The organism is Saccharothrix sp. NBAS 001 (assembly GCF_056640475.1).
This window is the reverse complement of record NZ_CM153251.1, coordinates 7,700,045-7,723,595: the sequence shown is the minus strand read 5'-3', so window position 1 is coordinate 7,723,595 and position 23,551 is coordinate 7,700,045. Positions and strand designations below refer to the sequence as shown.

Annotated in this window: 23 protein-coding genes and 1 tRNA gene; 15 read left to right on the top strand and 9 right to left on the bottom strand. The window is 67.0% G+C overall.

The window, feature by feature from the left end:
- The first annotated feature begins 74 nt into the window (after nucleotides 1-74).
- Complete coding sequence (locus tag AC0HI0_RS33805) at nucleotides 75-863, top strand: DUF1206 domain-containing protein (RefSeq protein ID WP_480927531.1); 789 nt, start codon at nucleotides 75-77, stop codon at nucleotides 861-863.
- An 85-nt stretch (nucleotides 864-948) separates the two neighbouring features.
- Here AC0HI0_RS33805 and AC0HI0_RS33800 read toward each other — a convergent pair whose 3' ends face one another.
- Together AC0HI0_RS33800 and AC0HI0_RS33795 are read right to left on the bottom strand one after the other, a co-directional pair.
- Nucleotides 949-2,787, bottom strand: a complete 1,839-nt coding sequence (locus AC0HI0_RS33800; protein WP_480927530.1) for an acyl-CoA dehydrogenase — start codon at nucleotides 2,785-2,787, stop codon at nucleotides 949-951.
- Nucleotides 2,788-2,901: 114 nt separating this feature from the next.
- A complete protein-coding gene (locus AC0HI0_RS33795; protein ID WP_231904873.1) occupies nucleotides 2,902-3,525 on the bottom strand; it encodes a response regulator transcription factor in 624 nt (207 codons plus the stop codon).
- Nucleotides 3,526-4,046: 521 nt separating this feature from the next.
- Between AC0HI0_RS33795 and AC0HI0_RS33790 the strand changes: the two genes are divergently transcribed.
- The 5 genes from AC0HI0_RS33790 to AC0HI0_RS33770 all read left to right on the top strand — a co-directional run bounded on the left by AC0HI0_RS33790 (nucleotide 4,047) and on the right by AC0HI0_RS33770 (nucleotide 6,208).
- A complete protein-coding gene (locus AC0HI0_RS33790) occupies nucleotides 4,047-4,343 on the top strand; it encodes a hypothetical protein (protein WP_480927529.1) in 297 nt (98 codons plus the stop codon).
- A 143-nt stretch (nucleotides 4,344-4,486) separates the two neighbouring features.
- Nucleotides 4,487-4,867, top strand: coding sequence for a hypothetical protein (locus tag AC0HI0_RS33785; RefSeq protein ID WP_480927528.1), 381 nt, complete (start codon nucleotides 4,487-4,489; stop codon nucleotides 4,865-4,867).
- A gap of 14 nt (nucleotides 4,868-4,881) precedes the next feature.
- Nucleotides 4,882-5,328 carry a MarR family winged helix-turn-helix transcriptional regulator gene (locus AC0HI0_RS33780; protein WP_480927527.1) on the top strand — a complete coding sequence of 149 codons (447 nt, stop codon included), beginning with the start codon at nucleotides 4,882-4,884 and terminating at the stop codon, nucleotides 5,326-5,328.
- Nucleotides 5,325-5,726, top strand: coding sequence for a DUF5313 family protein (locus AC0HI0_RS33775; RefSeq protein ID WP_480927526.1), 402 nt, complete (start codon nucleotides 5,325-5,327; stop codon nucleotides 5,724-5,726). Before AC0HI0_RS33780 ends, AC0HI0_RS33775 begins: the two co-directional genes overlap by 4 nt.
- Nucleotides 5,727-5,800: 74 nt before the next feature.
- The gene (locus tag AC0HI0_RS33770) at nucleotides 5,801-6,208 is read left to right on the top strand and encodes a hypothetical protein (RefSeq protein WP_480927525.1); all 408 of its coding nucleotides are present in this window, start codon (nucleotides 5,801-5,803) and stop codon (nucleotides 6,206-6,208) included.
- 177 nt (nucleotides 6,209-6,385) lie between these two features.
- Here AC0HI0_RS33770 and AC0HI0_RS33765 read toward each other — a convergent pair whose 3' ends face one another.
- The 3 genes from AC0HI0_RS33765 to AC0HI0_RS33755 form a co-directional block, all read right to left on the bottom strand.
- Nucleotides 6,386-6,700, bottom strand: a complete 315-nt coding sequence (locus tag AC0HI0_RS33765; protein ID WP_480927524.1) for a Uma2 family endonuclease — start codon at nucleotides 6,698-6,700, stop codon at nucleotides 6,386-6,388.
- A gap of 1,933 nt (nucleotides 6,701-8,633) precedes the next feature.
- On the bottom strand, nucleotides 8,634-10,862 hold the full coding sequence (locus tag AC0HI0_RS33760) for a KAP family P-loop NTPase fold protein (protein WP_480927523.1): 2,229 nt from the start codon (nucleotides 10,860-10,862) through the stop codon (nucleotides 8,634-8,636).
- 501 nt (nucleotides 10,863-11,363) lie between these two features.
- On the bottom strand, nucleotides 11,364-12,575 hold the full coding sequence (locus tag AC0HI0_RS33755) for a helix-turn-helix transcriptional regulator (protein ID WP_480927522.1): 1,212 nt from the start codon (nucleotides 12,573-12,575) through the stop codon (nucleotides 11,364-11,366).
- Nucleotides 12,576-13,483: 908 nt separating this feature from the next.
- On the opposite strand from AC0HI0_RS33755, the gene AC0HI0_RS33750 reads away from it, so the two are divergent.
- Nucleotides 13,484-14,017, top strand: a complete 534-nt coding sequence (locus tag AC0HI0_RS33750; RefSeq protein ID WP_480927521.1) for a bifunctional DNA primase/polymerase — start codon at nucleotides 13,484-13,486, stop codon at nucleotides 14,015-14,017.
- Nucleotides 14,010-14,342 carry a hypothetical protein gene (locus tag AC0HI0_RS33745; RefSeq protein ID WP_480927520.1) on the top strand — a complete coding sequence of 111 codons (333 nt, stop codon included), beginning with the start codon at nucleotides 14,010-14,012 and terminating at the stop codon, nucleotides 14,340-14,342. Before AC0HI0_RS33750 ends, AC0HI0_RS33745 begins: the two co-directional genes overlap by 8 nt.
- 288 nt (nucleotides 14,343-14,630) lie before the next feature.
- Here the strand turns inward: AC0HI0_RS33745 and AC0HI0_RS33740 are convergent.
- Nucleotides 14,631-14,701: transfer RNA gene (locus AC0HI0_RS33740), tRNA-Gly, on the bottom strand.
- 38 nt (nucleotides 14,702-14,739) lie between these two features.
- On the opposite strand from AC0HI0_RS33740, the gene dcd reads away from it, so the two are divergent.
- Nucleotides 14,740-15,327, top strand: coding sequence for a dCTP deaminase (dcd, locus tag AC0HI0_RS33735; protein ID WP_480927519.1), 588 nt, complete (start codon nucleotides 14,740-14,742; stop codon nucleotides 15,325-15,327).
- Nucleotides 15,328-15,351: 24 nt separating this feature from the next.
- On the opposite strand, the gene AC0HI0_RS33730 is transcribed toward dcd, so the two are convergent.
- Entirely contained in the window at nucleotides 15,352-16,359 is a 1,008-nt protein-coding gene (locus AC0HI0_RS33730) for a cation diffusion facilitator family transporter (protein ID WP_480927518.1), read from the bottom strand.
- 119 nt (nucleotides 16,360-16,478) lie between these two features.
- On the opposite strand from AC0HI0_RS33730, the gene AC0HI0_RS33725 reads away from it, so the two are divergent.
- Nucleotides 16,479-17,750, top strand: coding sequence for a hypothetical protein (locus AC0HI0_RS33725; RefSeq protein ID WP_480927517.1), 1,272 nt, complete (start codon nucleotides 16,479-16,481; stop codon nucleotides 17,748-17,750).
- Between the two features lie 37 nt (nucleotides 17,751-17,787).
- Nucleotides 17,788-18,168: a phage holin family protein gene (locus AC0HI0_RS33720; protein ID WP_480927516.1), complete on the top strand. Its 381-nt coding sequence runs from the start codon at nucleotides 17,788-17,790 to the stop codon at nucleotides 18,166-18,168.
- 66 nt (nucleotides 18,169-18,234) lie between these two features.
- Here the strand turns inward: AC0HI0_RS33720 and AC0HI0_RS33715 are convergent, their stop codons facing one another.
- Nucleotides 18,235-20,466, bottom strand: coding sequence for a (Fe-S)-binding protein (locus AC0HI0_RS33715; RefSeq protein WP_480927515.1), 2,232 nt, complete (start codon nucleotides 20,464-20,466; stop codon nucleotides 18,235-18,237).
- A gap of 130 nt (nucleotides 20,467-20,596) precedes the next feature.
- Between AC0HI0_RS33715 and AC0HI0_RS33710 the strand changes: the two genes are divergently transcribed.
- The 4 genes from AC0HI0_RS33710 (at nucleotide 20,597) to AC0HI0_RS33695 (ending at nucleotide 22,962) form a co-directional block, all read left to right on the top strand.
- Nucleotides 20,597-20,929, top strand: coding sequence for a DMT family transporter (locus AC0HI0_RS33710; protein WP_480927514.1), 333 nt, complete (start codon nucleotides 20,597-20,599; stop codon nucleotides 20,927-20,929).
- On the top strand, nucleotides 20,910-21,449 hold the full coding sequence (locus AC0HI0_RS33705) for a TetR/AcrR family transcriptional regulator (RefSeq protein ID WP_480927513.1): 540 nt from the start codon (nucleotides 20,910-20,912) through the stop codon (nucleotides 21,447-21,449). The genes AC0HI0_RS33710 and AC0HI0_RS33705 overlap by 20 nt, the downstream gene beginning before the upstream one ends.
- A 23-nt stretch (nucleotides 21,450-21,472) precedes the next feature.
- On the top strand, nucleotides 21,473-22,045 hold the full coding sequence (locus AC0HI0_RS33700) for a hypothetical protein (protein ID WP_480927512.1): 573 nt from the start codon (nucleotides 21,473-21,475) through the stop codon (nucleotides 22,043-22,045).
- Between the two features lie 110 nt (nucleotides 22,046-22,155).
- Nucleotides 22,156-22,962 carry a DUF4097 family beta strand repeat-containing protein gene (locus AC0HI0_RS33695; RefSeq protein ID WP_480927511.1) on the top strand — a complete coding sequence of 269 codons (807 nt, stop codon included), beginning with the start codon at nucleotides 22,156-22,158 and terminating at the stop codon, nucleotides 22,960-22,962.
- Here the strand turns inward: AC0HI0_RS33695 and AC0HI0_RS33690 are convergent.
- On the bottom strand, nucleotides 22,959-23,522 hold the full coding sequence (locus tag AC0HI0_RS33690) for a DUF5655 domain-containing protein (protein ID WP_480927510.1): 564 nt from the start codon (nucleotides 23,520-23,522) through the stop codon (nucleotides 22,959-22,961). The two genes, AC0HI0_RS33695 and AC0HI0_RS33690, sit on opposite strands and share 4 nt — an antisense overlap.
- Nucleotides 23,523-23,551: the final 29 nt, after the last annotated feature.

The window sequence follows — 23,551 nt, the reverse complement described above, 5'->3', positions numbered from 1 at the left end:
GGGCCGCTCACCCGACCGGCCCCGGTTGGGGCTGGTCACGAGCGGGTATTCACCCGATCGTGAACGTGCATGAGGTGAGACGCCACCCGGCCGTGCAGGTGCTCGGGCGGGCGGGAATGGTGTGCTACGGGCTGGTGCACGTGCTGCTGGCCGCGTTGACCGCCCAGGTCGTCTTCGGCGACAGCGGCGAGCGGACCGACCAGAAGGGCGCGGTCGCGACGCTCGCCCAGACCGGTTTCGGGCCGGTGCTGCTCTGGGTCGTCGGGGTCGGGCTGTTCGCGTTCGCCGCGTGGCAGCTGGTGATGGCCGTGTCGGGCTACCAGTGGGTGCCCGCGGGCCGCAAGCGGATCACCCGCCGGATCGGGTCGGCGGCCCGTGCCGTGACCGGGGTCGCGATCGGTGTCGCGGCCATCGGGTACGCGGCGGGCGAATCGCAGTCCGACTCGAACGAGCAGCCGCAGTCGTGGACGGCCAAGGTGCTCGCGCTCCCGCTGGGCCAGGTCCTGGTCGGGATCGTGGCGCTGGCGGTGGTCGCGCTCGGCGTGGTGGTCGCGCGCAAGGGGTTCAAGAAGGCGTTCGAGGACGACCTCGACATGGCCGAACTGCCCGCCGGCACCCGGAGCTGGGTCGAGCGGCTGGGCCGGATCGGCTGGATCGGCAAGGGGATCTCGTACGCCCTGATCGGCGTCCTGGTCGGGTTCGCCGCGATCAACGCCGACCCGTCGCAGTCCGGCGGCCTGGACAAGGCGCTGCACACGCTGGCCGCGCAGCCCTACGGCGTGTTCCTGCTGGCCGTGATCGCGTTGGGGTTCCTGGGTTTCGGCGCGTACTGCTTCGCCGCCGCCAAGGCGCACAAGGTCTGATCCGCGCGGGGGCCGACCCGCACGAGGTCCGGACGGCGGAAGGGCGGCACCCCACCCGGGGTGCCGCCCTTCCGCCGTCGTCGGCTCAGAACGCGGCTTCGTCCACGTCCATCAGCGAGTTGTCGGTGGTCTCCGCGATCTTCCGGCGGGCCGACAGCTCCGGCAGCACGGACTTCGCGAAGAACGACGCCACGGCGACCTTGCCCTCGTAGAACGCCTTGTCGCGGGCGGACACCTGGCCGTCGAGCTTGGCCAGCGCCACCTCGGCCTGGCGCAGCAGCAGCCAGCCCACCAGCACGTCACCGGCGGTCATCAGCAGCCGGACGGTGTTCTGCCCGACCTTGTACAGGTTGCGGACGTCCTCCTGCGCCGTGGTCAGGTAGCCGACCAGCGCGCCGAGCATCCCCTGGAGGTCTTCCAAGCCCTGCTTGAGCAGCGCCCGCTCCTCCTTGAGCCGGCCGTTGCCGCCCTCGTTGTCGAGGAACTTCTGGATCTCGCCGTTGATGAACGTGAGCGCCTGGCCCTGGTCCCGGATGATCTTGCGGAAGAAGAAGTCCAGCGACTGGATCGCCGTGGTGCCCTCGTACAGCGAGTCGATCTTGGAGTCCCGGATGTACTGCTCGATCGGGTACTCCTGGAGGAAGCCCGAGCCGCCCAGGGTCTGCAACGACTGCGCGAGCTGCTCGTAGGCCCGCTCCGAGCCGACGCCCTTGACGATCGGCAGCAGCAGGTCGTTGACCTTCTCGGCCAGTTCCCGGCCCTCGCCGCCCAGGGCGATCCGGTCCTGGAACGTCGCCGTGTACAGGTACACCGCGCGCAGGCCCTCGGCGTACGCCTTCTGGAGCATGAGCGAACGCCGCACGTCCGGGTGGTGCGTGATGGTCACGCGGGGCGCGCTCTTGTCCGTCATCCGGGTCAGGTCGGCGCTCTGCACGCGCTCCTTGGCGTAGGACAGCGCGTTGAGGTAGCCGGTGGACAGCGTGCCGATCGCCTTGGTGCCGACCATCATCCGGGCGTACTCGATGACCTGGAACATCTGCGCGATGCCGTTGTGCACCTCGCCCAGCAACCAGCCCTTGGCGGGCACGCCGTGCTGGCCGAAGGTGAGTTCGCAGGTCGTGGAGACCTTGAGGCCCATCTTGTGCTCGACGTTGGTCACGAAGGCGCCGTTGCGCTCGCCGGTCGACTCGCCGGTCTCCGGGTCGAAGTGCCACTTGGGCACCAGGAACAGCGACAGGCCCTTGGTGCCCGGCCGCGCCTCGATGCCGGGGCCCTCGGGCCGCGCCAGCACCAGGTGCATGATGTTCTCGGTCAGGTCCTGGTCACCGGAGGTGATGAACCGCTTCACGCCGTCGAGGTGCCACGAGCCGTCCTCCTGGAGCACGGCCTTGGTGCGGCCCGCGCCCACGTCCGAACCGGCGTCGGGCTCGGTGAGCACCATGGTGGCGCCCCAGCCGCGCTCGATCATCAGCTCGGCCCACCTCTTCTGCGCCTCGGTGCCGTTGCGGTGCACGACGGTCGCGAAGTTGGGGCCCGCCAGGTACATGTAGGCGGCCGGGTTCGCACCCAGGATCAGCTCGGACGCCGCCCACTGCACCGACGGCGGGATGCCGAAGCCGCCCAGGTCGTTGGGCAGCGACAGGCGGTACCACTCGCCGTCCCAGAGGGCCTGGTAGGACCGCTTGAAGGACTCGGGCAGGGTGGCCGAGTGCGTCTTCGGGTCGAAGACCGGCGGGTTGCGGTCGGAGTCGGCGAAGGACTCCGCCAGCGGGCCCACCGCGAGGTTGTTCAGCTCGGCGAGCACGCCGCGCGCGGTGTCCTCGTCCGCCTGCTCGAACGGCCCCGTGCCGAGGTGGTCCTGCACGTTGAAGACCTCGAACAGGTTGAACTCGAGGTCCCGGACGTTGCTCTTGTAGTGACCCATCTCGTCTCACTCCATGAAAATCGGGGCTGTCCCCTACTGGCCGGTAACAACAGGGTATTACCTGTCAGTAACCCCGGCAAGGCCGGCCACCCGGTTGTGGCACACGAGACGAGATCACTTCATGTTGCTGCTGAGCAGTCCTGCCTGGTAGGCCAGCGAAACGGCGTGCGTGCGGTCCCGCGCGCGGAGTTTGCGCAGGATGTTCTTCACGTGGGTGCGGACGGTCTCCACCGAGACGTACAGCTCGTTCGCCACCGCCTGGTTCTCCAGGCCGTCGGCGATGAGCTGGAGCACCTCGTACTCGCGCCGGGACAGCGCGCGGCGCGACCCGGCTTCGGCGGTCGGCGTGAACCCGGCGGCCAGCGGGGCGAGCGTCGGGTCCAGGTACATCCGCTCCTGGTGGCCGCGCACGATCGCCTGGAGCACCTCGCCGATCTCGCCGGCCCGGGGCACCATCCCGCGCACGCCCGCGGCCAGGGCGGCGCGCACGTACTTCGCGGTCCGGTGCGGTTCCCGGACCAGCGAGATCACCAGCAGTTGCGGGTCGTTGCCGACCAGCAGCGTCGCGAGGTGACCCTGCGGGTCGAGCACCGAATCGATCAGCAGCACGTCCGGCCGCAGCCGTTCGTGCAGGCGGACGGCAGTGTGCAGGTGGCCGGTCGAGCCGAGCCAGTGCAGCCCCGGTGTTCGTCGCACGACGGCCGAGAGGCCCTCGCGGAACAGCGGTATGGGGTCCACCAGCGCGATTCCCGGCCCCGAGACATGCCGACCTGCGCCCGCCGCGGACGACGGACGCGCGTTGACACCGGTTCGCATGTGGGTAGGAGTCGCGAAACGCGCAGACATGACGGAGATTCGCGGAAAAACTTTGGGTATGTGCCGGTCAGGTACGTGAACGGCAGTCACAGCTGTGATCGGCGTGCCTGGCGGGGCCGAACCACGTGACGGGCTTCACGGCGTCGATATCCCGTGGCACAGTTGATCAACGGTTGCTACGTTGGAGGTGTCAGCGGACCTCGCGACCAGGCCCCGCAACTGCCGCCTCTCGTCGCCGCGGTCCACCTCTGACGATCGTCACGGGCAACACTTCGCAGCGGACACGTCGCACCAGACCGGTCTTCGGACGAGGTCGCACTGAGCCACCCGCGCTGACGAATCACGCCCTCTGGAGAGCTGAGTGAGCCAAGGGGAGTCATGTCGACCGTCAGCCGTCCCCGATCACCGAACGACGGCGATCGGGGTTCTCCGAGGAGTGCGCAGTGTCAGACGTCATCCACGAGGAAAAGATCGACGAGCAGCAGTCGGCGAGCGGATTCCTGAAGTTCGAGGTGCCCGATCGGGCGAGCCTGTCGGCGGGCGTGGTCGTGGCCCACGCCTACCTGCCCCGCGTGCTCGACGTCGTCCGGTTGAGCATCGCCGGAGCGCTCGTCGTGTTCGGTGTGCCTTACACCGCAGTGCAGATGGGGTCGGCGTCCCAGCCGGTGTGGCTGGTCGCGGGTGCCGTCCTGGCGCAGATCGGCGCGCTGATCTGGCTGGGCCGGACGTCCGTGCGCTGACCGAGCCGTGGCGGCGGCCCCTCGGTGGGCTGCCGCCACGTTCGCGTTCCGGCGGGTTCACCTCCTGTCCGGCACGTGTCCGGTCGCGCGTTGTGGGCAGTGTCATGAGGTTTGCCCGACTCGGCGGCCCCACAGTGGAGTGCATGAGTTCCTGGGAGCCGAGGGACGAGACCGAGTCGGCCGCCGGGTGGCGCCTGTGGCTGGCGTTGAGCACGCGGGTGTGGCCGGACCGGGGGTGGGACGGCACGCCCGCGTCCGCCGTGGCGGGGTTGCAGGAGGTCGTGCGGGCGTGCAACGCGATCCGGTCCGCGTGCCCCGGTGACGCGCCGGTGTTGCGGCTGGTCGACTCGGTGGTGTTCGTGGTGAGCCTGCCGCTGGAGCTGTGGCGCGACGACCGGGAGCCGGTCGACGCGGACCGGGCGGCGTTGCTGCACGGTGACCTGGCCGGTGTGGTCGAGCACGCGGCGGGCGTGCGGGCGGTGCTGGCCTCCGGTGGGGGCTGGGCGGAACTGGAGTCGCGGTAGTACTGTGTGTACTAATGATTAGTGCACAAACTATTGAGGGCGACCCGCTGGCCCTGGACCGGCAGGTCTGCTTCGCGCTCTCGATCGCGTCCAGGAACGTGGTGGCCCTCTACCGGCCGCTGCTGGAGCCGATGGGTCTCACCCATCCGCAGTACCTGGTGATGCTGGCGCTGTGGGGCAGCGAACCGCTGTCGGTCAAGGAACTCGGCCGCCTGCTCGCGCTGGAGCCCGCGACGCTGTCGCCGCTGCTCAAGCGCCTGGAGGCGATCGGGTACGTGACGCGCGGGCGCGCGTCTTCGGACGAGCGGCAACTGGCCGTGGCGTTGACCGAGGAGGGCGCGGCGTTGCGCGAACGGGCGTTGGCCATCCCGCCGGCCGTGGTCGAGAAGCTGGGGATGACGTTGAAGGAACTGGAAGACCTGCACCGCGTCCTGACCCGCGTGATCGCGGCGACGTCATGACCAGCCCAGCGCTGCCGTTGCGCGCCTGGTACCTGGTCGGCGGACGCCTGCCGATGAAGTACCGCGAGTGGGTGTTCCACCAGGCCACCAAGCCGACGTGGCTGGCGTGGTTCATGGTCAGGGCGTTCCTCCAGGTCCTGCCGCTCACCGTGATCATCACCCTGGCCCTGGTGTGGGGCCTGGGCTCCCCCCTGCCGCTGGCCGTGGCCTGCGGCTCGCTGGGCCTGGTGGTCGGCGTGTACTTCGCGGTGTCGTACGCGATCGAGTCCACCGACCACCGCATGACCAAGTACGGCTACCCCCGGGCATCCGCCAGCACGTTCCGCAACGACCGCAACACCGAGACCGACCGTGAACGCGAACGCCGCTACAACGAGGCGTGGCGACAGCAGGGCTGAGCCTCGTGCGGTGGTTCCGGTGATCGGTCCGGTCGGGTTTCGCCGGCGACGATCGCCGGCCGATCATGGTCGTCGTGACCCGTGAGTCGAGACTGGCAGCGGCACGGCGGGCGGTCCGGGAGGCGCGGCAGGCGTCGCAACGGCCTTGGTGGGTCAAGCGCGTGGTGACGGCGGTGGTGCGTGCGCCGTTGCTGGCCGCACGGGCGGTCGGCGGGTTTCTCGTGGAGATGTTCGGGGAGCTGGCCGTGATCCTGTTCGCGTGGCTGCAACTGGCGGCGGTCGGCCTGGCGGTCTACTGGGGGCTGACCACGTCGCCGGTCGTGACGGCGGTGCTGGTGGTGGCGGTGGTCGCGGTCCTGGCCCGGGGCCGGGTGGAGGCGCGACGCGAACCCCCGCGCGGCATGTTCGCCCGGATCGCGGTGGGCGCGTACACGTGGGTGAAGGTCTGGAGCAGCGCGTTGCTCGCAGCGGGGTTGCAATGAGTCGATCACGACGAAGGCCCAGCTCGCTGACTCCGCCCTGGGCCTTCGTGCGCTGAGCGGGTGACGGGAATCGAACCCGCCTCTACAGCTCGGGGATCTTGGGAGGTGGCACCGCCGAGGTCTGTCGCGATCAGGAGCCGGGGCGACGTGAGCCGATCAGGTCGGCGGGGTCGACCGTCACGGCCATCCCGCCGGGGACGTCGGCCGTCCCGACAGCGCCGCCCGCAGTGTCGCCACCTCCACGTACACGTCCTGGTCCAACCGGTAGCAGTAGATGACCGGACCATCCGCGCGTCCGATCTCGACCCGCCAGAAGGCAGGCACCCCGGCTGCGGCGAACGCGGCGGGCTTCTCCAGCCGATCGCGACGAGCCGTGGACGGGCTGACCACTTCGACCGCGAGCGCGACCAATTCGACGCGGTGGCCTTCTTCAGGCTCCAGGCGCTCCCAATCGTCCAACGTGTAGCCGGCCAAGCGGCGTGCCCTGGTCATGGTCTCGGCCTCCGGGGTGCAGCTTGTCGACACGCGTCGAGGAGGACCCGTCGACCTGCGTTGTGGATCACGACGAGCAGGTCCCGCCGTGGCGGGGCCGCATGTCCCGGTCGGGTTCGTCATCAGGGCGGATCGCCCCCGCCGGCGCGGGGAAGACTGTGCACGATCTATCCCACCAGGGGGTGCGGGCCGTGCGATGTGCGCGCGGCGTTGCCGTCCCCGGAGTGGCGGTCCCGCCTCCCGCCGCGATCTTCGCTGCGGCTTCGTCGCCCGGATCGCGGTGGGCGCGTACACGTGGGGCGAAGGTCTGGAGCAGCGCGTTGCTTGCTGCTGGGTTGCCGTGCGCCGGTCACGACGAAGGCCCAGGTCGCTGACTCCGACCTGGGCCTTCGTGCGCTGAGCGGGTGACGGGAATCGAACCCGCCTCTACAGCTTGGGAACCCGAACTTGTCCCCCTGGTAGGTGCCTCGACCTGCGGTTGAACCTAGCCCCACCAAGCCGGTGATGACCGCTGTTGACCAGGGCTTACAGCACGCGAACAGCACGACGCGCTTGGTTCCGCACCACTACGCACAGGACACCCGAACCTGTGGCCCAGCCTGTAGACCGACAGCCTGGCAGGCACGCGAATCCTGAACCCGCGGATCGCAAATCTTGCCTCAGCAACACCTGCCGAAACCTGTCGCCATCACCCGTTACCTGCGTGATTCCCGATCGCGAACGACCGTAGCGAATGGTTCGGCACGGCAACTTGCCGTCGATTGTCGGGAATATATTGGGGCTACGATCTTGAACTAGTGAGCCAATACGTTGTGCATAGCCCTCATTGATCTTGCTCCAGGTAGGACTCACAGGCGCGGCCATCGAGCGCACTCTCGCCACGGCCACTAGGGCGTCGCCCTCTCGGGCGTAGCGCGGCCATCCCACAAGCGGCACACTCCAGGTGGGCCAGGCCGGATCCTTTCCGGCCTGGCCACCCGGATCAGTCCCTGTGGTGGATCACGGACATGAGCAACCACAGGCCGATCCGTACCACGAGGCCGGGAAGCGCTAGCACCGCCTGGCGGCGCAAGCGCTTCCCGCGCCCACGACGCCTACGGCGCTCCCGCCTGCCGCCCTTTCCTTTGTTCGCCACTCTGCTCCCTTCCTCACGACGCCTGCAGACGTCTCTCTGACTGGCCGGTCAAGTCAGAGCTCGTACGGGAGCAACAGCTGTGGACAACGTGAGTGTGCTGGACCCGCGCGCCCATGACGATCGGCCACACAGGGAATACCAGGCGTTGACAAATCACTCACATGTGATCCAGCTCATACTGACACAGGGTTACCGCGCTGCACGTGCAGGTGTAGATGCAGGCGTGGAGTACAACTCCCGAACCGACACCACATCATCTGAAAACACCGACCAGATCACTCGAACAGGCAGCTAGGCCAACTCTCAAGCCCTACTCAGCGCCACCATTGTGATCGTATTTCGACCACCGCCTCCTGCGCACAGGCAGTGCCGTCGTATTCGTTCGCAAGACGGACAGTTCACAATCTGCAACAGATGCTCCGTCTGCCCCGGCCAGTTGGTCCTGCCACGAAGAACACGCTCCCGACCCAGCAAACGAGCTACACTGGTCCCGGAACTTAGGCAGCCTGCGAAGGGTCGATCACTCCCACAGGAAGGTACTTGACCGCAACGTAGCACTGGCACACGGACCGGAAAGCGCTCACGCGGAGCGCCTCAAACCCGCGGATTCCCAAATGATCTTTCACGCAAGTTGGCGTCACCGCTGAACACCACCCACTAGCTGCGCCAACCCACGGTCCGACCGACCACAATGGACCAAGCCCATCCGTCACCTATCGACGTTTTGTGCGGGTAGAGTGTGGCGTTGATCTTCAGGCGAAGGACACAGCTACCGCACTCCGTCATCTCTCGCATCATCTATTCATCTTTAATTGAACTCTGACGACGTTCGCGCAAGAAGCGTATCATGGCTTTTTGACGATTCTCTCGGGTGGCGACCTCGCCCAGTACAAAGTCGGGCGAACCAGCTTCCCCGTCGATTGTATGACCGATTCTATCAATAATGTAATCCAAGCCAATGAAGTTCTCTACAGTTACGGCATCGATCTGGCCAACGCGCCAAGTCATACTTGGATCGCCATACAACATCTGACGCGGAGTCAGCAGCGAAACGAATTCGAGCGGGGTCCAAGGCCCTTTATCTAGCTTGCCGTGCAGCCACTTTTTCCGATCATCATAATTCGTCAGCTCCGCCACCCAAGTGACCAGGTTGAAGTCGTCATCAGTCACGTCGCTAAGCGGCATTTCAGATAGTATTTCGACCCTTGCGCCTAGCTTTGGCACAAGGTCCGCCACGTAAGATTTCCTCCAAGTCGATGTCTCTTCTTTTTTTGCAACCCTGCCAGCCACACGTACTGCAAGGTGCAATTCATCGGCAACAAGAAGCATTTTATAGTGCCGAAGGGCATCTACAGTAGCGGTCGAATCGAGAGCTATAACGATGAGTCTTTCAATAAGCACGCGCGGCGAACCCCAAAGAGTGCTGCCTTCTTTGGCTTGACGATACCCGGCTATAAGCCAAGCGAGAAGCGGTTCGACGGTAGAATACCGAGCAGTAGCCAATAGGTCTTCGATCTTGTTCAGCACCGCTACCGGGTCTTGCCCGAAACGACGGTTCAGCTCTTTGAAAGCGTCATTGTAATCACGGCCTCCTACCAGGTAGGCCAACGCATTCCCTGCAAGAACGTCTGACACATCAGACGATGGAACACCAAAATTGAAGTATCTGTCAAAGTAGGAGGAGCTTCCGGCACGCTTTTCGTGAACATAACCGGAAACGAAATCGCTGCCGTAAGCCATCCTATCGCACACTGAGCGGAGCGGCAGAAAAAGGCTAGAAAGGAAAACAATCGCACTGTCCACTCGATCTTCATCGACGAAACGCAATAGTCGTTTAGACCATTTAGTTCTCTCATCATCGACTTTGAACGACTGAAACCCGTAGCCTCCCGCATCAACGAGTTCTGCCCTGTAAGCTGGCAGAGCCGCGTAAAGCGAGCTGTCAAAAACGCGAAGATAAGTGAGAAGAAGGAAGTCGGTATAGTCGACCTCATCTTTCAACACCGGGAAAAGTGCGTCAACCTGCGCAAACAGTTTGCGAACCGCGCGGGGCGTGGCTAGCCCTTCGCGCATAGATGAATCTAGAGCACTTGACAGTCTTCGTTGCTGTTCAGAGTTCAAACCTTGACCGTATTTTTCCAGGGAACGCCCCAGATGCGCTTCGAAGAAACCTTCGATCAAGCCTGTTGCCAACGTAGGAAGATCAAAACGTATCTGGACTATCTTTTCGAGATAAGCACGCGCTCGGTCTCGATTCCCTTTTGCAAGGTCCGTAGAAGAAAGAACGTCGATGAGTGTTAGCTCATCATATGCGAGCAAGTAGTAGACATTCGGAAATGACGCGACGGACCGAACCATCTTGAGAACCAGCAACAACTCGTCCGGCTGCAACCTGTCAACATCGTCCACTACAAAGAGCAGCCGCCTGTCCGATTTGCCGAGAGTTCGCTTTACTGCCTTCGCTGTGGCTTCAACCGACTCATCACCCCTCAATATATTAGCCATTGCCTCAATAGCTTTGTCAATACCAGTGAGCGGCACAACTTTGCCACCAGGTGAAATGTTCTTGAGATGCCTCGCCAAGCTAACTCGAATTTTCCGCTTGCGCCTACCGGGGAGTTGCTCGGCCAGAGTGGCAAAAAAATCCCGAAGAAGTGCCTCTACGCTCGAAAACTGCCAAGGACTAAAGCGTGCTATACGCCAACCTTTGTCCAGACCTTCGATTTTGGAGATTGTAAGATTTAGTGCAGATGTCTTCCCGCTCCCCCAGGGGCCGACGATGCTCAAGGTCGAACTTCCGGCTTGATCGGCAACTTCGTCAATTACGTTGGCGACACGGAGGCAGAATTCTTGACGACCGAGATTGTCGAGAACGGGATCAACAATCGGTTCATCGACATACGGCCGCGACACGTCAAAGGCGCTCAAGTCTGCCATTTCGCCTCCAGTAGCTACGCTGACATCAATTATCAGTTGATTGTGGCAGATGACCACCCGTCTCGGGTCTTCGACCCCGTCCAGCTTCATGCGTCATCCCATCACAAGGCCTTTGGCAACCCAGGTCCGAAACAGCGTGATCTGTACCAGTGGTTAGGTGCGAGGAGGCCAGTAGGCATCGGCAAGCCTGTGGGCTGATCGATGCCGCCAAGGCGTCGAGCTGCCCACAGGCGCGGCAGCCGAGCGCCAAGACCACCCTGCTAAGTCGACCACCACGCGCTCGTCCCAAGCCCAGAAGCCGGAAATGCTTCCCGCCTGACAAGGAACAAGTCCGATCACGCGGTTCCCTGTGGGTGCCGCTGGCCGTGTCCTCCGGCTGTTGCGGGCGGGCTCCGGTGCCTCGCGTGTCGCGCCCGTGGGCCGCCAGGCCCACGTTGGCGCGACCGAGGACATCGCCGGAGCCTGCCCGCAACAGCCTGAACAGGCACGAACGGCCAGCGGCCCCCGCAGGGGGCCGCCTTGACCAAGAAAAGAAACTCTGAACACACCTGCGGCCCACGGACATCGCTCGAGTTGGGACATGCCGTCCGGCTACGCGGTGCTGGGGTCCTGGCGGCGCATGGTCTCGAACGCTTCGCGCAGGTCGGAGGCTTCGGGTAGACCCTTGGCTTCGACGGCGTGAACGACCTCGGCGGCTCGCCACTGATTGGACGGGACCACGCGGCCTGAGGTGATGGCTTGCAGGGTGTGGTTGAAGGCCTCGTCCAGGCGGTCACTGACGAGTAGGGACAGGGAAAGGTCGATGTTCGCTGAGGCCACGCGGCGGGGCCAGGTGCTGGGGTCGGCACTGGCTCCTAGTCGACGGATTACCTCGCGGGCGTAGTCCTCGGCGGCCGGGTCGCCCGCCCACGCCAGTGTGGTTGCGGTGTAGGCGACCGACTTGTCCGGGTCGTAGCGGTAGTGGTGTTCGGGGTTGTCGGGCCTGGGCATCGGGGCCACCAGCTCGTGAACCTCGTGAATGGCCGCATAGGTCTCGCGACGTCGGCCTAGGCGAGCGCTGGCCCGACCTTCCTGGGCGGTGGCTTGGATTGCCACCGAACTGCCTGCGGGGGCGATGGTCTTCGCAGTCTGGGACAGCTCCAGTGCCCTGGCGTAGTCGCCTTCGGTGAGGACACGCCAAGCCTCTGTCTCGTAGGCCCACGCGTGGATCTCGTCGTGATCGGTGTGGGTTGCGAGGTTGGCCGCAGTCTTGAGGCGGGCTGTTGCTGCGTTCGCCTGGTTCAGGTCGATGTGGACGGTTGCGGCAAGCAGCGAGAACCAGCCCCCGACAACCAACAGGCGTCGGTGTTCTGCGAGTGTCTTTCGGGCATCGAGTAGCCGGTTCACGTACGCGAGATGCTGCCGGATTCGACCCAACAGGATCTTTGGTGGTGTCTTGGGGTAGGCGATCGCGAGTTCGTCCACCATTGATTCGAGGCGGAGGAGCGTTTCGTTCCCCACGTCGCTGGCGTTGATCCGCCTCACCAGCTCCAGCGCATCCTGCTCGTCCTCATCCGAAGCAGCGGGTGCGGGCCAGGGCTGGATTGCGGGGCTGGGGACGTGGTCGGGAAATGGAGGCGGTAGGAGTTCTTGCAGCTCGCGCATGCTGACTTCGAGCAGCCTGGCCAGCCTGGGGCGAAGGTACGGCAGTGGCCTGCTTGTTCCGGACTCCCAGCGTGCGACCGTCGAACGGTCTACTCGCGCGGCTTCTGCGAACGACTCCTGAGTGAACCCGGCCGCGTTCCTGGCTTCGGCCAGCCTCATCCGCCGTACTGCCATCGGGTGACCTCCCGGCATGTTCTGCCACACGTACCCCAGCACATCCTCGCAGGTCAAGCATACCGGTGAGACAGTCGCAGGTCATTCACGCCACATTCTCGCTCTGGTTGACATTCCCCGCCTTGGATTGAGTGGCCTGGAATACCGGAATTTTCACGGCGCACAAGATCCACGAGAGGTGGATGGGGAAGTGATCGGACATGATGGCCGACCAGCGGTGGTTCGAATCGCTTGGCATCGCATTGTGTGCGATTTCGCTCGTCGGGTTGAGTTGGGCACTGGCCATCGTGCTGCGGCGCAGGAAGTATGAGAAGTAATTTAGATGATGTTCACCGTGAAGCTCTGTACGGAAGTATTCGCCAGATCCGCGCTGCTGGCAGGCTTTTCCTCCGACTACTCACTTGCAAGAGCGATGGGCATTCACCGATCTACGTTGAAGCGGGTGACTCATGGCGAGTTGCAACCTGGTCCGGCTTTCATCGGAGGCGCACTGACGGCATTGGCCCCGATGAGGTTCGATGACCTGTTCGAAGTTGTAGACGATACAGATAGGGGTCGGCAACGTGGATAGGGAGGCAGACGAATTCAACGCCTTGCTAGCAGACCTCAACCACCGCCTTGGACGCTACGTCGTCCGGTTGCTGGATGAGGACAACCCCTTCTGCACCGGCGAATACACCGTGCCGTTGGCTGAGGTGGAGTGCCGGCTGAGCAATGACCTCAGGGCTGCGGCCGACGCCCTGGCGGACAAGGCTGCTGGACGGCCTTATCTGGTCCAGCCCGCAGGCGCTCAGACGTGCACCGATCGGTCACACGGGATCCCTCACTTCGAATCGAGGTAGGAAATGACACTTACAAGCTCCGCCCCTCAGACCCTGGCCACAGTCGGCGAGATGGCAGTCGGCTACGCCGAGATGGGCTGGCTGGTGATTCCTGGCGCGGTGGGTGAGGATGGTGCGTTCGTTCACCCAGTGACCGGCGAGGTGCTGGAGACGGTCGAGTTGCATCCAGTCGCCGAGGCGACCACAGACTTGAGCGTGGTGCGTCAGTGGTGGGCAGGAGCGGGCGACTTCAGCCCCACCATCCTCGGCGTGACGAACGGTTCGTTCGGCGTCGTCTCGGTTCGGCACCGCCAGACCACGGAAATCCTCGGTCATCAGTGGTTCTCCACTCGACCGACGCCTGTGCTGTCTTCACCTGACCTGCCCATCATGCTGTTCGTCGTGCGGCCTCCGTTCCTGGTCGACCTCGACCGGGACGAAGTCCGGGTTTTCAGCGACGGTTCGGCGGTTCCTCTTCCGGCAGACGCAACCGGCGACGAGGTGGCACGTTGGCTGGTCTCGCCGACGCAGACCATCCGCGCACTGCTCACAGCAGACGAGTTCACCGAACTCATCACCAGCATGGAGACCCAGCGGCATGAGTGACCACGGCATCGGCGAACCGCTCTGGGACCCAACGGAGTTCATGGCCTTCCTCCGGTGCCTGGCCGAGGATGACGCGCCGCGACTGTTCGCCGTCGGCTTGGAGTACGGCCACCGCCATGACGGGCACGTCGCGGCCTACGGCATGGCCTTTGACGGGCACGCGGAGATCGTGTCCCGCGACGGCACCTTCCGGGTGCAGACCACCCGTCCCGAGGATGCCCTGCGCTACTTCGAGGAGGAGAGCGCGAGTACCCACGTCGTGTGGCTGTCCGGGGCACCCAGCACCGATCTCAACTCAGCAGGTGAGCCCTCACGCGTGAAATGATCGAGAGCGAGCACCAGGCGAAGGGCCGACGGCATGACGGCGCGGATGGGGCATGACAGCCCCTGGGCGACATCGATCCACCGGCGGGCGACCAGCGAGGCAGTTCGGGAGATCGCAGACGGGCTCAGCGGGTTGGTGGACCGGGAGCGTTCGGGTGCCGGTGACCACCAGCACGACGATGGCGCGGCGGGTGGCCTGGCTCCGGTCGGGTGAACAGCACGGTGACGTCGTGCCCCACCTACGACGAAGGCCCAGGTCGCTGACTCCGACCTGGGCCTTCGTGCGCTGAGCGGGTGACGGGAATCGAACCCGCCTCTACAGCTTGGGAAGCTGTCGTTCTACCAATGAACTACACCCGCGTGCGGTGCGGGTCCGATCATACACATAGGCTGTCGGCGTGTTGTTGAGTGACCGCGATCTACGCAAAGAGGTCGACTCGGGCCGCCTGGTGCTGGAGCCGTTCGACGACGTCATGGTGCAGCCTTCCAGCATCGACGTCCGACTCGACCGGTTCTTCCGGGTGTTCAACAACACCCGGTACACGCACATCGACCCGGCGATGCAGCAGGACGACCTGACCTCGCTCGTGGAGGCGGAGGACGGCGAGCCGTTCGTCCTGCACCCCGGTGAGTTCGTGCTCGGGTCGACCTTCGAGCTGGTGACGCTGCCGGACGACCTCGCGGGCCGGTTGGAGGGCAAGTCGTCGCTGGGGCGGTTGGGGTTGCTCACGCACTCGACCGCCGGGTTCATCGACCCGGGGTTCTCCGGGCACATCACGCTGGAACTGTCGAACGTGGCCAACCTGCCGATCACGTTGTGGCCCGGCATGAAGATCGGGCAGCTGTGCCTGTTCCGGCTCAGCTCGGCCGCCGAGTTCCCGTACGGCTCGACGCAGGCCGGGTCCCGCTACCAGGGGCAGCGCGGGCCCACCCCTTCGCGCGCCTACCTGAACTTCCACCGCAGCGACACCCGGCGTCCGAGCTAGGGCCCCGGACCGGCGAGCCCCGGGCTAGAAGACGTCGCCGTACCTGGCCAGGACTCGTTTCCTCAGCTGGGGATCGGTCCTCGGCACGGGCTCCAGGAACACCTCGTCCAGGTCCGGCCACCTGGCCCTCAGCTCGCCGTCGATCCGCACGCACGCCCGTTCCAGGTCCGCCGCGGACAGGGCGTCGTCGAAGTCGAGCCGCGCGCACAGCAGCACCCGGTCCGTGCCGACGGCCATCGTCAGCAGGTCGACCACCTGCTCCACCTCGGGCACCTCGCGCAGGTAGTCCCACACCGCCTTCACCAGCTTCGGGTCCGCTTGACGGCCGATCAGCAGGCCGCGGTTGGTGCCCGCGAGCACGTACGCGCAGAACGCCAGCAGCACGCCGATCAGCAGCGACGCCACCCCGTCCCACACCGACGAACCGGTCAGGTGGTGCAGGCCCAGGCCGCCGAACGCCAGCAGCAGGCCCACCAGCGCGGCCGAGTCCTCGAAGAACACCGTCTTCACGGTCGGGTCGTCGGACATCCGCAGGAACGCGACCACCGACCGCCCCTCCTCCCGCGCGCCGCGCCGCACCTGCCGGAACGCCTGGGTGAACGACACCGACTCCAGCGCGAACGCGATCGCCAGCACCAGGTACCCGACGCCGGGGCTGGTCTGCTCGGTCGGCTCGCCGAACACCGTGTGCACGCCTTCGTAGAACGCGAACACCGCGCCCGACACGAAGATCGACACCGCCGCGAGCAGCGACCAGAAGTACCGCTCCTTGCCGTAGCCGAACGGGTGGCGGCGGTCCGCCGGGCGTTCGGACCTCCGCAGCGCGGTGAGCAGCAGGCCCTCGGTGAACGTGTCGGCCACGGAGTGCGCGGCCTCGGCGAGCATCGCCGCCGATCCGGTGATCGCGCCGGCGATCGCCTTCATGATCGCGATGGCCAGGTTCACCGCCAGGGCCAGCAGCACGGTGAGCGTGCTCTCCCCGCCCTTGGGCGTCTCGGCCGCGGACGTCTCCGCAGCGCCGGTGGATGTCATGGGTCCGACCGTAGGTCCACGGACCGCCCAGCGCGCGTCACGGGTGTGATCCACATCTCGAAACATCACCTGATGGGTGGTCGATAGCCCCGCATACGGCGATTTCTGGGGGACGACGAGTGAAGAACGCACGATGGGCGGCCGTGGGCGCGGTCGCCCTCTCGGTGGTGCTGCCGGGTCTGGCGCACGCCCAGGACGGCACCACGTCGATCACCGGCCTGGTGTGGTTCGACCGCAACGAGAACGGCGTGGTGGACCAGGGCGAGCCGCCGCTGGCGAACGGCCGCGCGGTGCGCGTGTTCGACGGGGCCACCAAGGAGTTCATCGGCGAGTTCGGCACCGACGACACCGGCCACTACCGGGCGGACGTGCCGGACGGCCCCCTGGCGATCTACAACCACAACACCGACGTGTACCGGGCGACCACGGCCTCCTCGTTCTTCCCGAAGGAGGGCGGCGGGACGTTCGACTTCGGCATCCGGGGCGCGACGGTCTGGGGCTACAGCTTCTGGGACGCCAACCTCGACACCGTGAAGCAGGACGACGAGCGCGCCCTCCCCCGACCCGGCACCGGCCGGACCTACTCGCTGACCGGGCCCGTCGCGCTGACCGCCGACCACCCCGGCCCGGACGGGATCCAGCGCGTGCACGACGTGCCGGACGGCGAGTTCGTCTTCTCGCCGGGCACGCCCGGTCCGGCCGAGGACCTGGTCCTCGCCCCGCCGGAGCACCCGCACGACGTGGACTGGGTCGAGCCGGCGCGCAAGATCACGATCGCGGGCGGGCAGGACGTCCGGCTGGACGCGCGGTACTTCCACGCCGAGTACGACTTCGCGACCGGCCCGCTCGCGGTGACCCCGGTGCGGGACGCCTACCGGGTGGGCGACGTGCTGGAAATCGTCGTCCCGCTGGTGAACCGGAGCATCCCGCCGGTCCGGGTCGGGCTGGTGCCGACGTCTCCCCTGGCGGTGCTGGGGGTCGCGGGCGCCGAGCCGTGGGACGGGAAGTGGCGCACGCCGAAGCACGTCATGGGCGGTGAGCGGGTCGAGGTCACGGTCACCGTGAAGCTGACCGAGCGGGTGGACCGCATCGGCTTCCGGGTCGTGACGACCGAACCCGACGCCGTCCCGGCCAACGACGAGTCGTCGGTGCGGATCACCGTGGTCGACCCGACCACGACCACGACGCCGACCAGCCCCACGACCAGTCCGACGACCACGGCACCGACCAGCACCACGCCCGGCACCACGACGACGGTCGTCCCGGTGGTGGCCGACGGCGGTGGGCTGGCCGGGACGGGCGCGTCGCCGGGGGCGTTGCCGCTGATCGGTGGGCTGCTGGTGGGCGGCGGCGGGTTGACCTGGTTCGCGGCGCGCAGGCGTCGCGCCTGACCCGGTCCGAGCGCGGTCAGCGACTAGCCTGCGCGGCATGGGCTTTCTGGTGCAGGTGCTGTTGACCGCGGTGGCGGTCTGGGTCTCCACGGTCATCCCCGGCATCGACCTGGGTGACGGCTCGACGCCGGCGAAGATCGGCACGCTGCTCGGCGTGGCGCTGCTGTTCGGGCTCGTCAACGCGGTCGTGAAGCCGGTGGTGAAGTTCTTCGGCTGCGTGTTCTACATCGTCACGCTGGGCTTGATCGGGCTGGTGGTCAACGGCCTGATGTTCTGGCTCACCGGCTGGATGGCCGAACGGCTCGGCCTGCCGTTCCAGGTCACCGGCTTCTGGCCGGCGTTCTGGGGCGCGATCATCGTGGCGTTGACGAGCTGGGTGCTGAACCTGGTCTACGACCGGATCGCGGACGACGACTGACCCGCGACGACGAGACGAGGCCCCCTCCCGCAGCCCGCGGAGGGGGCCTCGCCCGCGTTCAGGGGGTCACGCGTCGGCGTTCTCCGGCTCGACGGCCGCGGGCGCGCCCTGGCCCCGGCGGACGGCGGTGAGCAGGAGCTGCGCCACGTCCACGACCTCGACGTGCGCACCGGCCTGGCCCTCGTTCTGCCGGGCGGTCACGCCGTCGGTGAGCATCACGCGGCAGAACGGGCAGCCGGTGGCGATCTTCGACGGCGCGGTGCCCAGCGCCTCGTCCACGCGGTCGACGTTGATGCGCTTGCCGATCCGCTCCTCCATCCACATCCGCGCGCCGCCCGCGCCGCAGCACATGGACCGGTCGCCGTGCCGGGGCATCTCGCGCAGGTTCGCGCCGGACGCGCCGACCAGCTCGCGCGGCGCCTCGTAGACCTTGTTGTGCCGGCCCAGGTAGCACGGGTCGTGGTAGGTCACGTCCTCGGTGACCTCGGCGACCGGCACCAGCCGGCGCTCGCGCACCAGGCGGTTGAGCAGCTGGGTGTGGTGCACGACCTCGAACTGGCCGCCCACCTGCGGGTACTCGTTGGCCAGCGTGTTGAAGCAGTGCGCGCAGGTCACCACGATCTTGCGGCGGCCCGCCTCCCTGCCCTCGAAGACCGTGTTGAGCACCTCGACGTTCTGCTGGGCCAGCATCTGGAACAGGAACTCGTTGCCCGCGCGCCGCGCCGGGTCGCCGGTGCAGGTCTCCTCCGGGCCGAGCACGGTGTAGGAGACCCCCGCGGTGTGCAGGAGTTCGGCCACCGCCCGGGTGGTCTTCTTGGCCCGGTCCTCGAACGCGCCCGCGCAGCCGACCCAGAACAGGTACTCGGTGTCGCCGAGTTCGCCGTCGAACACCGGCACCGGGAAGTCCAGGCCGTCGGTCCACGCCAGGCGGTCCTTGGCGTTCTGGCCCCACGGGTTGCCCTTGTTCTCCAGGTTCTTGAACATGCCGCCCAGCTCGGACGGGAAGTTCGACTCGATCAGCACCTGGTAGCGGCGCATGTCGACGATGTGGTCGACGTGCTCGATGTCGACCGGGCACTGCTCGACGCACGCGCCGCAGGTGGTGCAGGACCACAGCACCTCGGGGTCGATGACGCCCAGTTCCGCCGCGCCGCCGACCAGCGGGCGCTCGGACTCGGCCATCGCCAGCACGTCGACGGACTCCAGGCGCTTCTTGTAGTCCTCGTACTTGTCCTCGGTCAGGCCGACCTCGTCGCCCGCCATGTCCTTGCTGCCGCCGGCCAGCAGGTACGGGGCCTTGGCGTAGGCGTGGTCGCGCAGCTGCGTGATGACCAGCTTGGGCGACAGCGGCTTGCCGGTGTTCCACGCCGGGCACTGGGACTGGCAGCGACCGCACTCGGTGCAGGTGCTGAAGTCCAGCCAGCCCTTCCAGGTGAAGTCCTCCACCTTGCCGACGCCGAAGGTGTCCTTGTCCGGGTCGGCCTCTTCCAGGTCGAGGACCTTGCCGTCGCTCATCATCGGGCGCAGCGCGCCGAGGGCGACGCCGCCGTCGTCCTCGCGCTTGAAGTAGATGTTGAAGAACGCGCTGAAGCGGTGCCAGGCGACGCCCATGGTCAGGTTCCGGGCGACGACGACCAGCCAGACCATGGCGGACATCAGCTTGATGATCGCCATGATCGAGACCCAGTCGGGGTTCGCCGGCAGCAGGTGGCTCAGCGGCAGCGTCACGAACGACGACCACAGCGGCATCTCCTCCAGGCCGGAGGACAGCTTGAACGCCTTCACGCCGAGGATGCCCAGACCCTCGATGATCACGACCGCCTCGACGAAGTAGGCGGCCTTGAAGTCCGAGCCCGCGAACCGGGAGATCCGGTCGGCGCGGCGCGGGTGGTTGAGCTGGCGGATGACCACCAGCGCCACGCCGCCGACCACCGTGCCGAGGCCGAGCAGCTCCACCAGCAGGCCCCACACCGGCCACGAGCCGATGACCGGCCAGTGGAAGGCCGGCTGGAACACCTCGCCGTAGGCTTCGAACAGCGCGGCGGAGCCGATCAGGAAGCCCCACATCACCATCCAGTGCCAGGGGGCGACCTTGCGGAACTTGGCCATCCGGGTGTGCGCGACGAACTCCACGACCAAGGTGCGCAGACGCGGCACGAACGGGCCGTTGCGCGTCGCGTCGGGACGGCCCAGTCGGATGATCTTGATCATCCGGACCACGCCGGCCACGAACAGGCCCCAGGCGAACACGCTGACGGCGACGCCGACGGCGCCGAGGGTGAGCTGGAGGGCTCCCATGTGGTGGCGGCCTTTCTCGTCCGGTCTCCTGGCTGGGCACATTACGCCCGACTACTCACGGGTAACCACCTGAGCGTGGCCGATCACATAAACTAGTGGGACGTCCGTCCAACTAGTTGGAGGCTCACCGGTGGTCTACCTGCTGCTCGCCCTGGCGATCGCCGGCGAGGTCGCGGCGACGGTGTCGCTCAAGCTCTCCGAGGGCTTCACCCGGCCGTGGCCGATCGTCGTGGTGGTCGTCGGCTACCTGGTCGCGTTCACCGCGCTCGGGTTCGTGCTCAAGATGGGGATGCCGATCGGCGTGGCCTACGCGATCTGGTGCGCGTTCGGGATCGCCGCCGTCGCCACGATCGGCGTCGTGCTGTTCAAGGAGCCGGTCAACCCGCTGATGATCGGCGGGCTGGTGCTGGTCGTGCTGGGCGTCGTGGCGATCGAGCTGGGCAGTGGTCAGACCACCGGCTGACGGGCGGCGGGCGCGCGGCGAGCGCCGTCGGCGGGAACTGCTCGCGGCCACGCTGCGGGTGATCGAACGCGACGGCGTCTCGGGCGTGTCGCACCGGTCGGTGGCCCGCGAGGCGGACCTGCCGGTGTCGTCGTCCACCTACTACTACGCGACCCTCGACGACCTGCTGATCGCCACGCTCACGTGGTCCGCGCGCGAGATGGCGCTCGGGTTCGGCGCGGTGAAACCCACGCCGGGCTCGGTGGCCCGGTTCCTGGCCGAGGCGGTCGGGCCGAACCGGAGCCGCACGCTGGCCGAGTACGAGCTGTACCTGCTCGCCGCCCGGCGGCCGGAGCTGCGGCCCGCCGCGCGGCGGTGGATCACCCTGCTGTCGTCGGTGTTCGGCACCATGCAGCCGGCCGCGTTCCTCGGGTTCGTCGCGGCCCTCGACGGGCTGCTGATCCAGGGCCTGATCGCGGATTTCCCCCCAACGGCCGAGCAGTTGGAGCCGGTCGTGTCCCTTCTGATGCCTTCACGATGACCTTCACGCGGGACACTGGGGCAATGAGGTTCGCCGGACGTGAGTCGTGGCAGGTGTCGCACGGGACGAATCAGTCGGTCAACACCGCGCTGTTCCTGCGGGACACGCTGGCGCTCTCGGTCGACACCGTGCCGGAGCTGCCGGGGCTGGACCCGTCGGTGCCGGTGTTCGTGCCGCCCGGCGTGGACCGGGCGGGCGCGGCCGAGGAGTGGCTGGGCTGGTGGGCCGACGTGCTCGACCACGCGCGGACCGAGCAGGCCGCGCCGACGCCGGTCGACCCGGACGGTCCGTCGCTGACCGTCCGGCCGTGCCTGCGGGCGGCCGTGATCGCGTTGCGCGGCCCCGCCGCCGAGTACGAGCGGCTGCACACCGGCCGCTCGCCCGGCGCGCTGCCGATCGGCGAGGTGGTGCGCGGCGTGGAGAGCCGGATCGGGCGGTACGTGAAGCCGTTCCGGCTGACCATCACCGTGGTCCCGGTGCAGGGCCTGGTGTGGGAGCGGATGACGGAGTCGCACGTGATCGCGTCCGACCGGTTCCTCAACGACCCCGCCCGGTGCGCGCCCGCGCTGCGGGCCGTGGTGGAGGCGCTGGCCTGACCCCGCCGGCTCCGCTGACAAACGGGGTAGGGACAACCCCCGTATCCGGTCGGGGGCTTCCCCCGTGGGCCGGCGGGCCCCGTGCCCCTAGTTTTAGGGCAATGACCTTGATGCCTGAGGGGGCAGTGGTGGTGAAGCGGATCGCGTTGGCGTCCGTCGCGGCGGTACTCGTCGCCGGAACGCTGTCGTCCTGCGTGCGGCTGGTGGAGAACAGCTTCAGTGACACGTCCGACATCACCGACGCGGTCTCCACCGTGCGCATCCAGAACGGCGCCGGCAACGTCCGGGTGCGCAGCGCCGAGGGCGCGTCCGGCACCCAGGTGATCCGGAAGATCGAGTACCCCAAGGACGCCGACAAGCCCACCGGCGCGACGCACCGCCTGGAGGGCGACGTGCTCGTCCTCGACGGCTGCGGCAGCCGGTGCACGGCCAACTACGAGGTCACCGTGCCGTCCAAGAACGTCAAGGTCACCGGGGACAACAGCTCCGGCGACGTGACGCTGGAGGGCGTCGCGAGCGTCGCGGTCACCATCGGCTCGGGCAACTCGACCGTGCGCGACGTCGCCGGCGCGGTGCGGGTGGAGAACAACTCCGGCGACCTGGTCGCCTCCGACATCGGCGGCGAGTTCAACGGCAAGATCGGCTCCGGCAACGCGCGACTGTCGAAGATGCGCGGCCCGGTGGTGATCGACGACAACTCCGGCGACATCGACGTCGAGCTGGCCGTGCCGCAGTCGGTGCGCGCCAACGCCGGGTCGGGCAACCTGACCGTCCGGGTGCCGCAGGGCTCCTACAAGATCGACGCGGACGCGGGCAGCGGCGACAAGAACCTCAACGGCGTCAAGAACGACCCGAACGCGTCGGTCGTGCTGGTGCTGCGCTCGGACAGCGGCGACCTGACGGTCCGCACGGCCTAGCCGTTCTGCTCGTAGGCGGCCCGCAGCAGGGCCTCCACCTCACCGTCCACCTGGTCGGCCCCGGTCAGCGACAGCCTGTGCGTCGACTGGCCGGGGCCGCCGGGCGTGAGCCGGTCGGACGCGGGCGGGTCGGTGAACCGCAGGCCCACGTCGACCCGGCCGGCCAGCGCCTGGACCGCCGCGAACTGCCGGCCCCGGACGAACGGCACGTAGGTCGAGCGGCCCTCGGCCCGGACGTCCTCGCCCAGCGCGAGCGCCAGCACCGCCACCCGGTCGTACACCGGTCGCAGGTTCGCCTTCCGCCCGGTGTACTGGGACTCGATGTACTCGGTGAGCGTCGGTTCCGCCCAGCCCGCACGACGTGCGGCTGCGTCGGCGATCGCCCACTGGGTGTTCTGCTTCACCCCGTGCGCGTCTCTCAACCACGCGCGGACGGCCCGCTGGTCCAACGGGTCCACACCCGAGGTGGCCACGAGGTCGAGCCACTCGTCCAGCGTGCGACCGGTGCGGTCGAGCATCGAGCCGGTCACGGCGGCCGTCATGTCGCCCGGTGAGTCCATGTCCGCAGTGTCCCGGATCACGCCCCGCC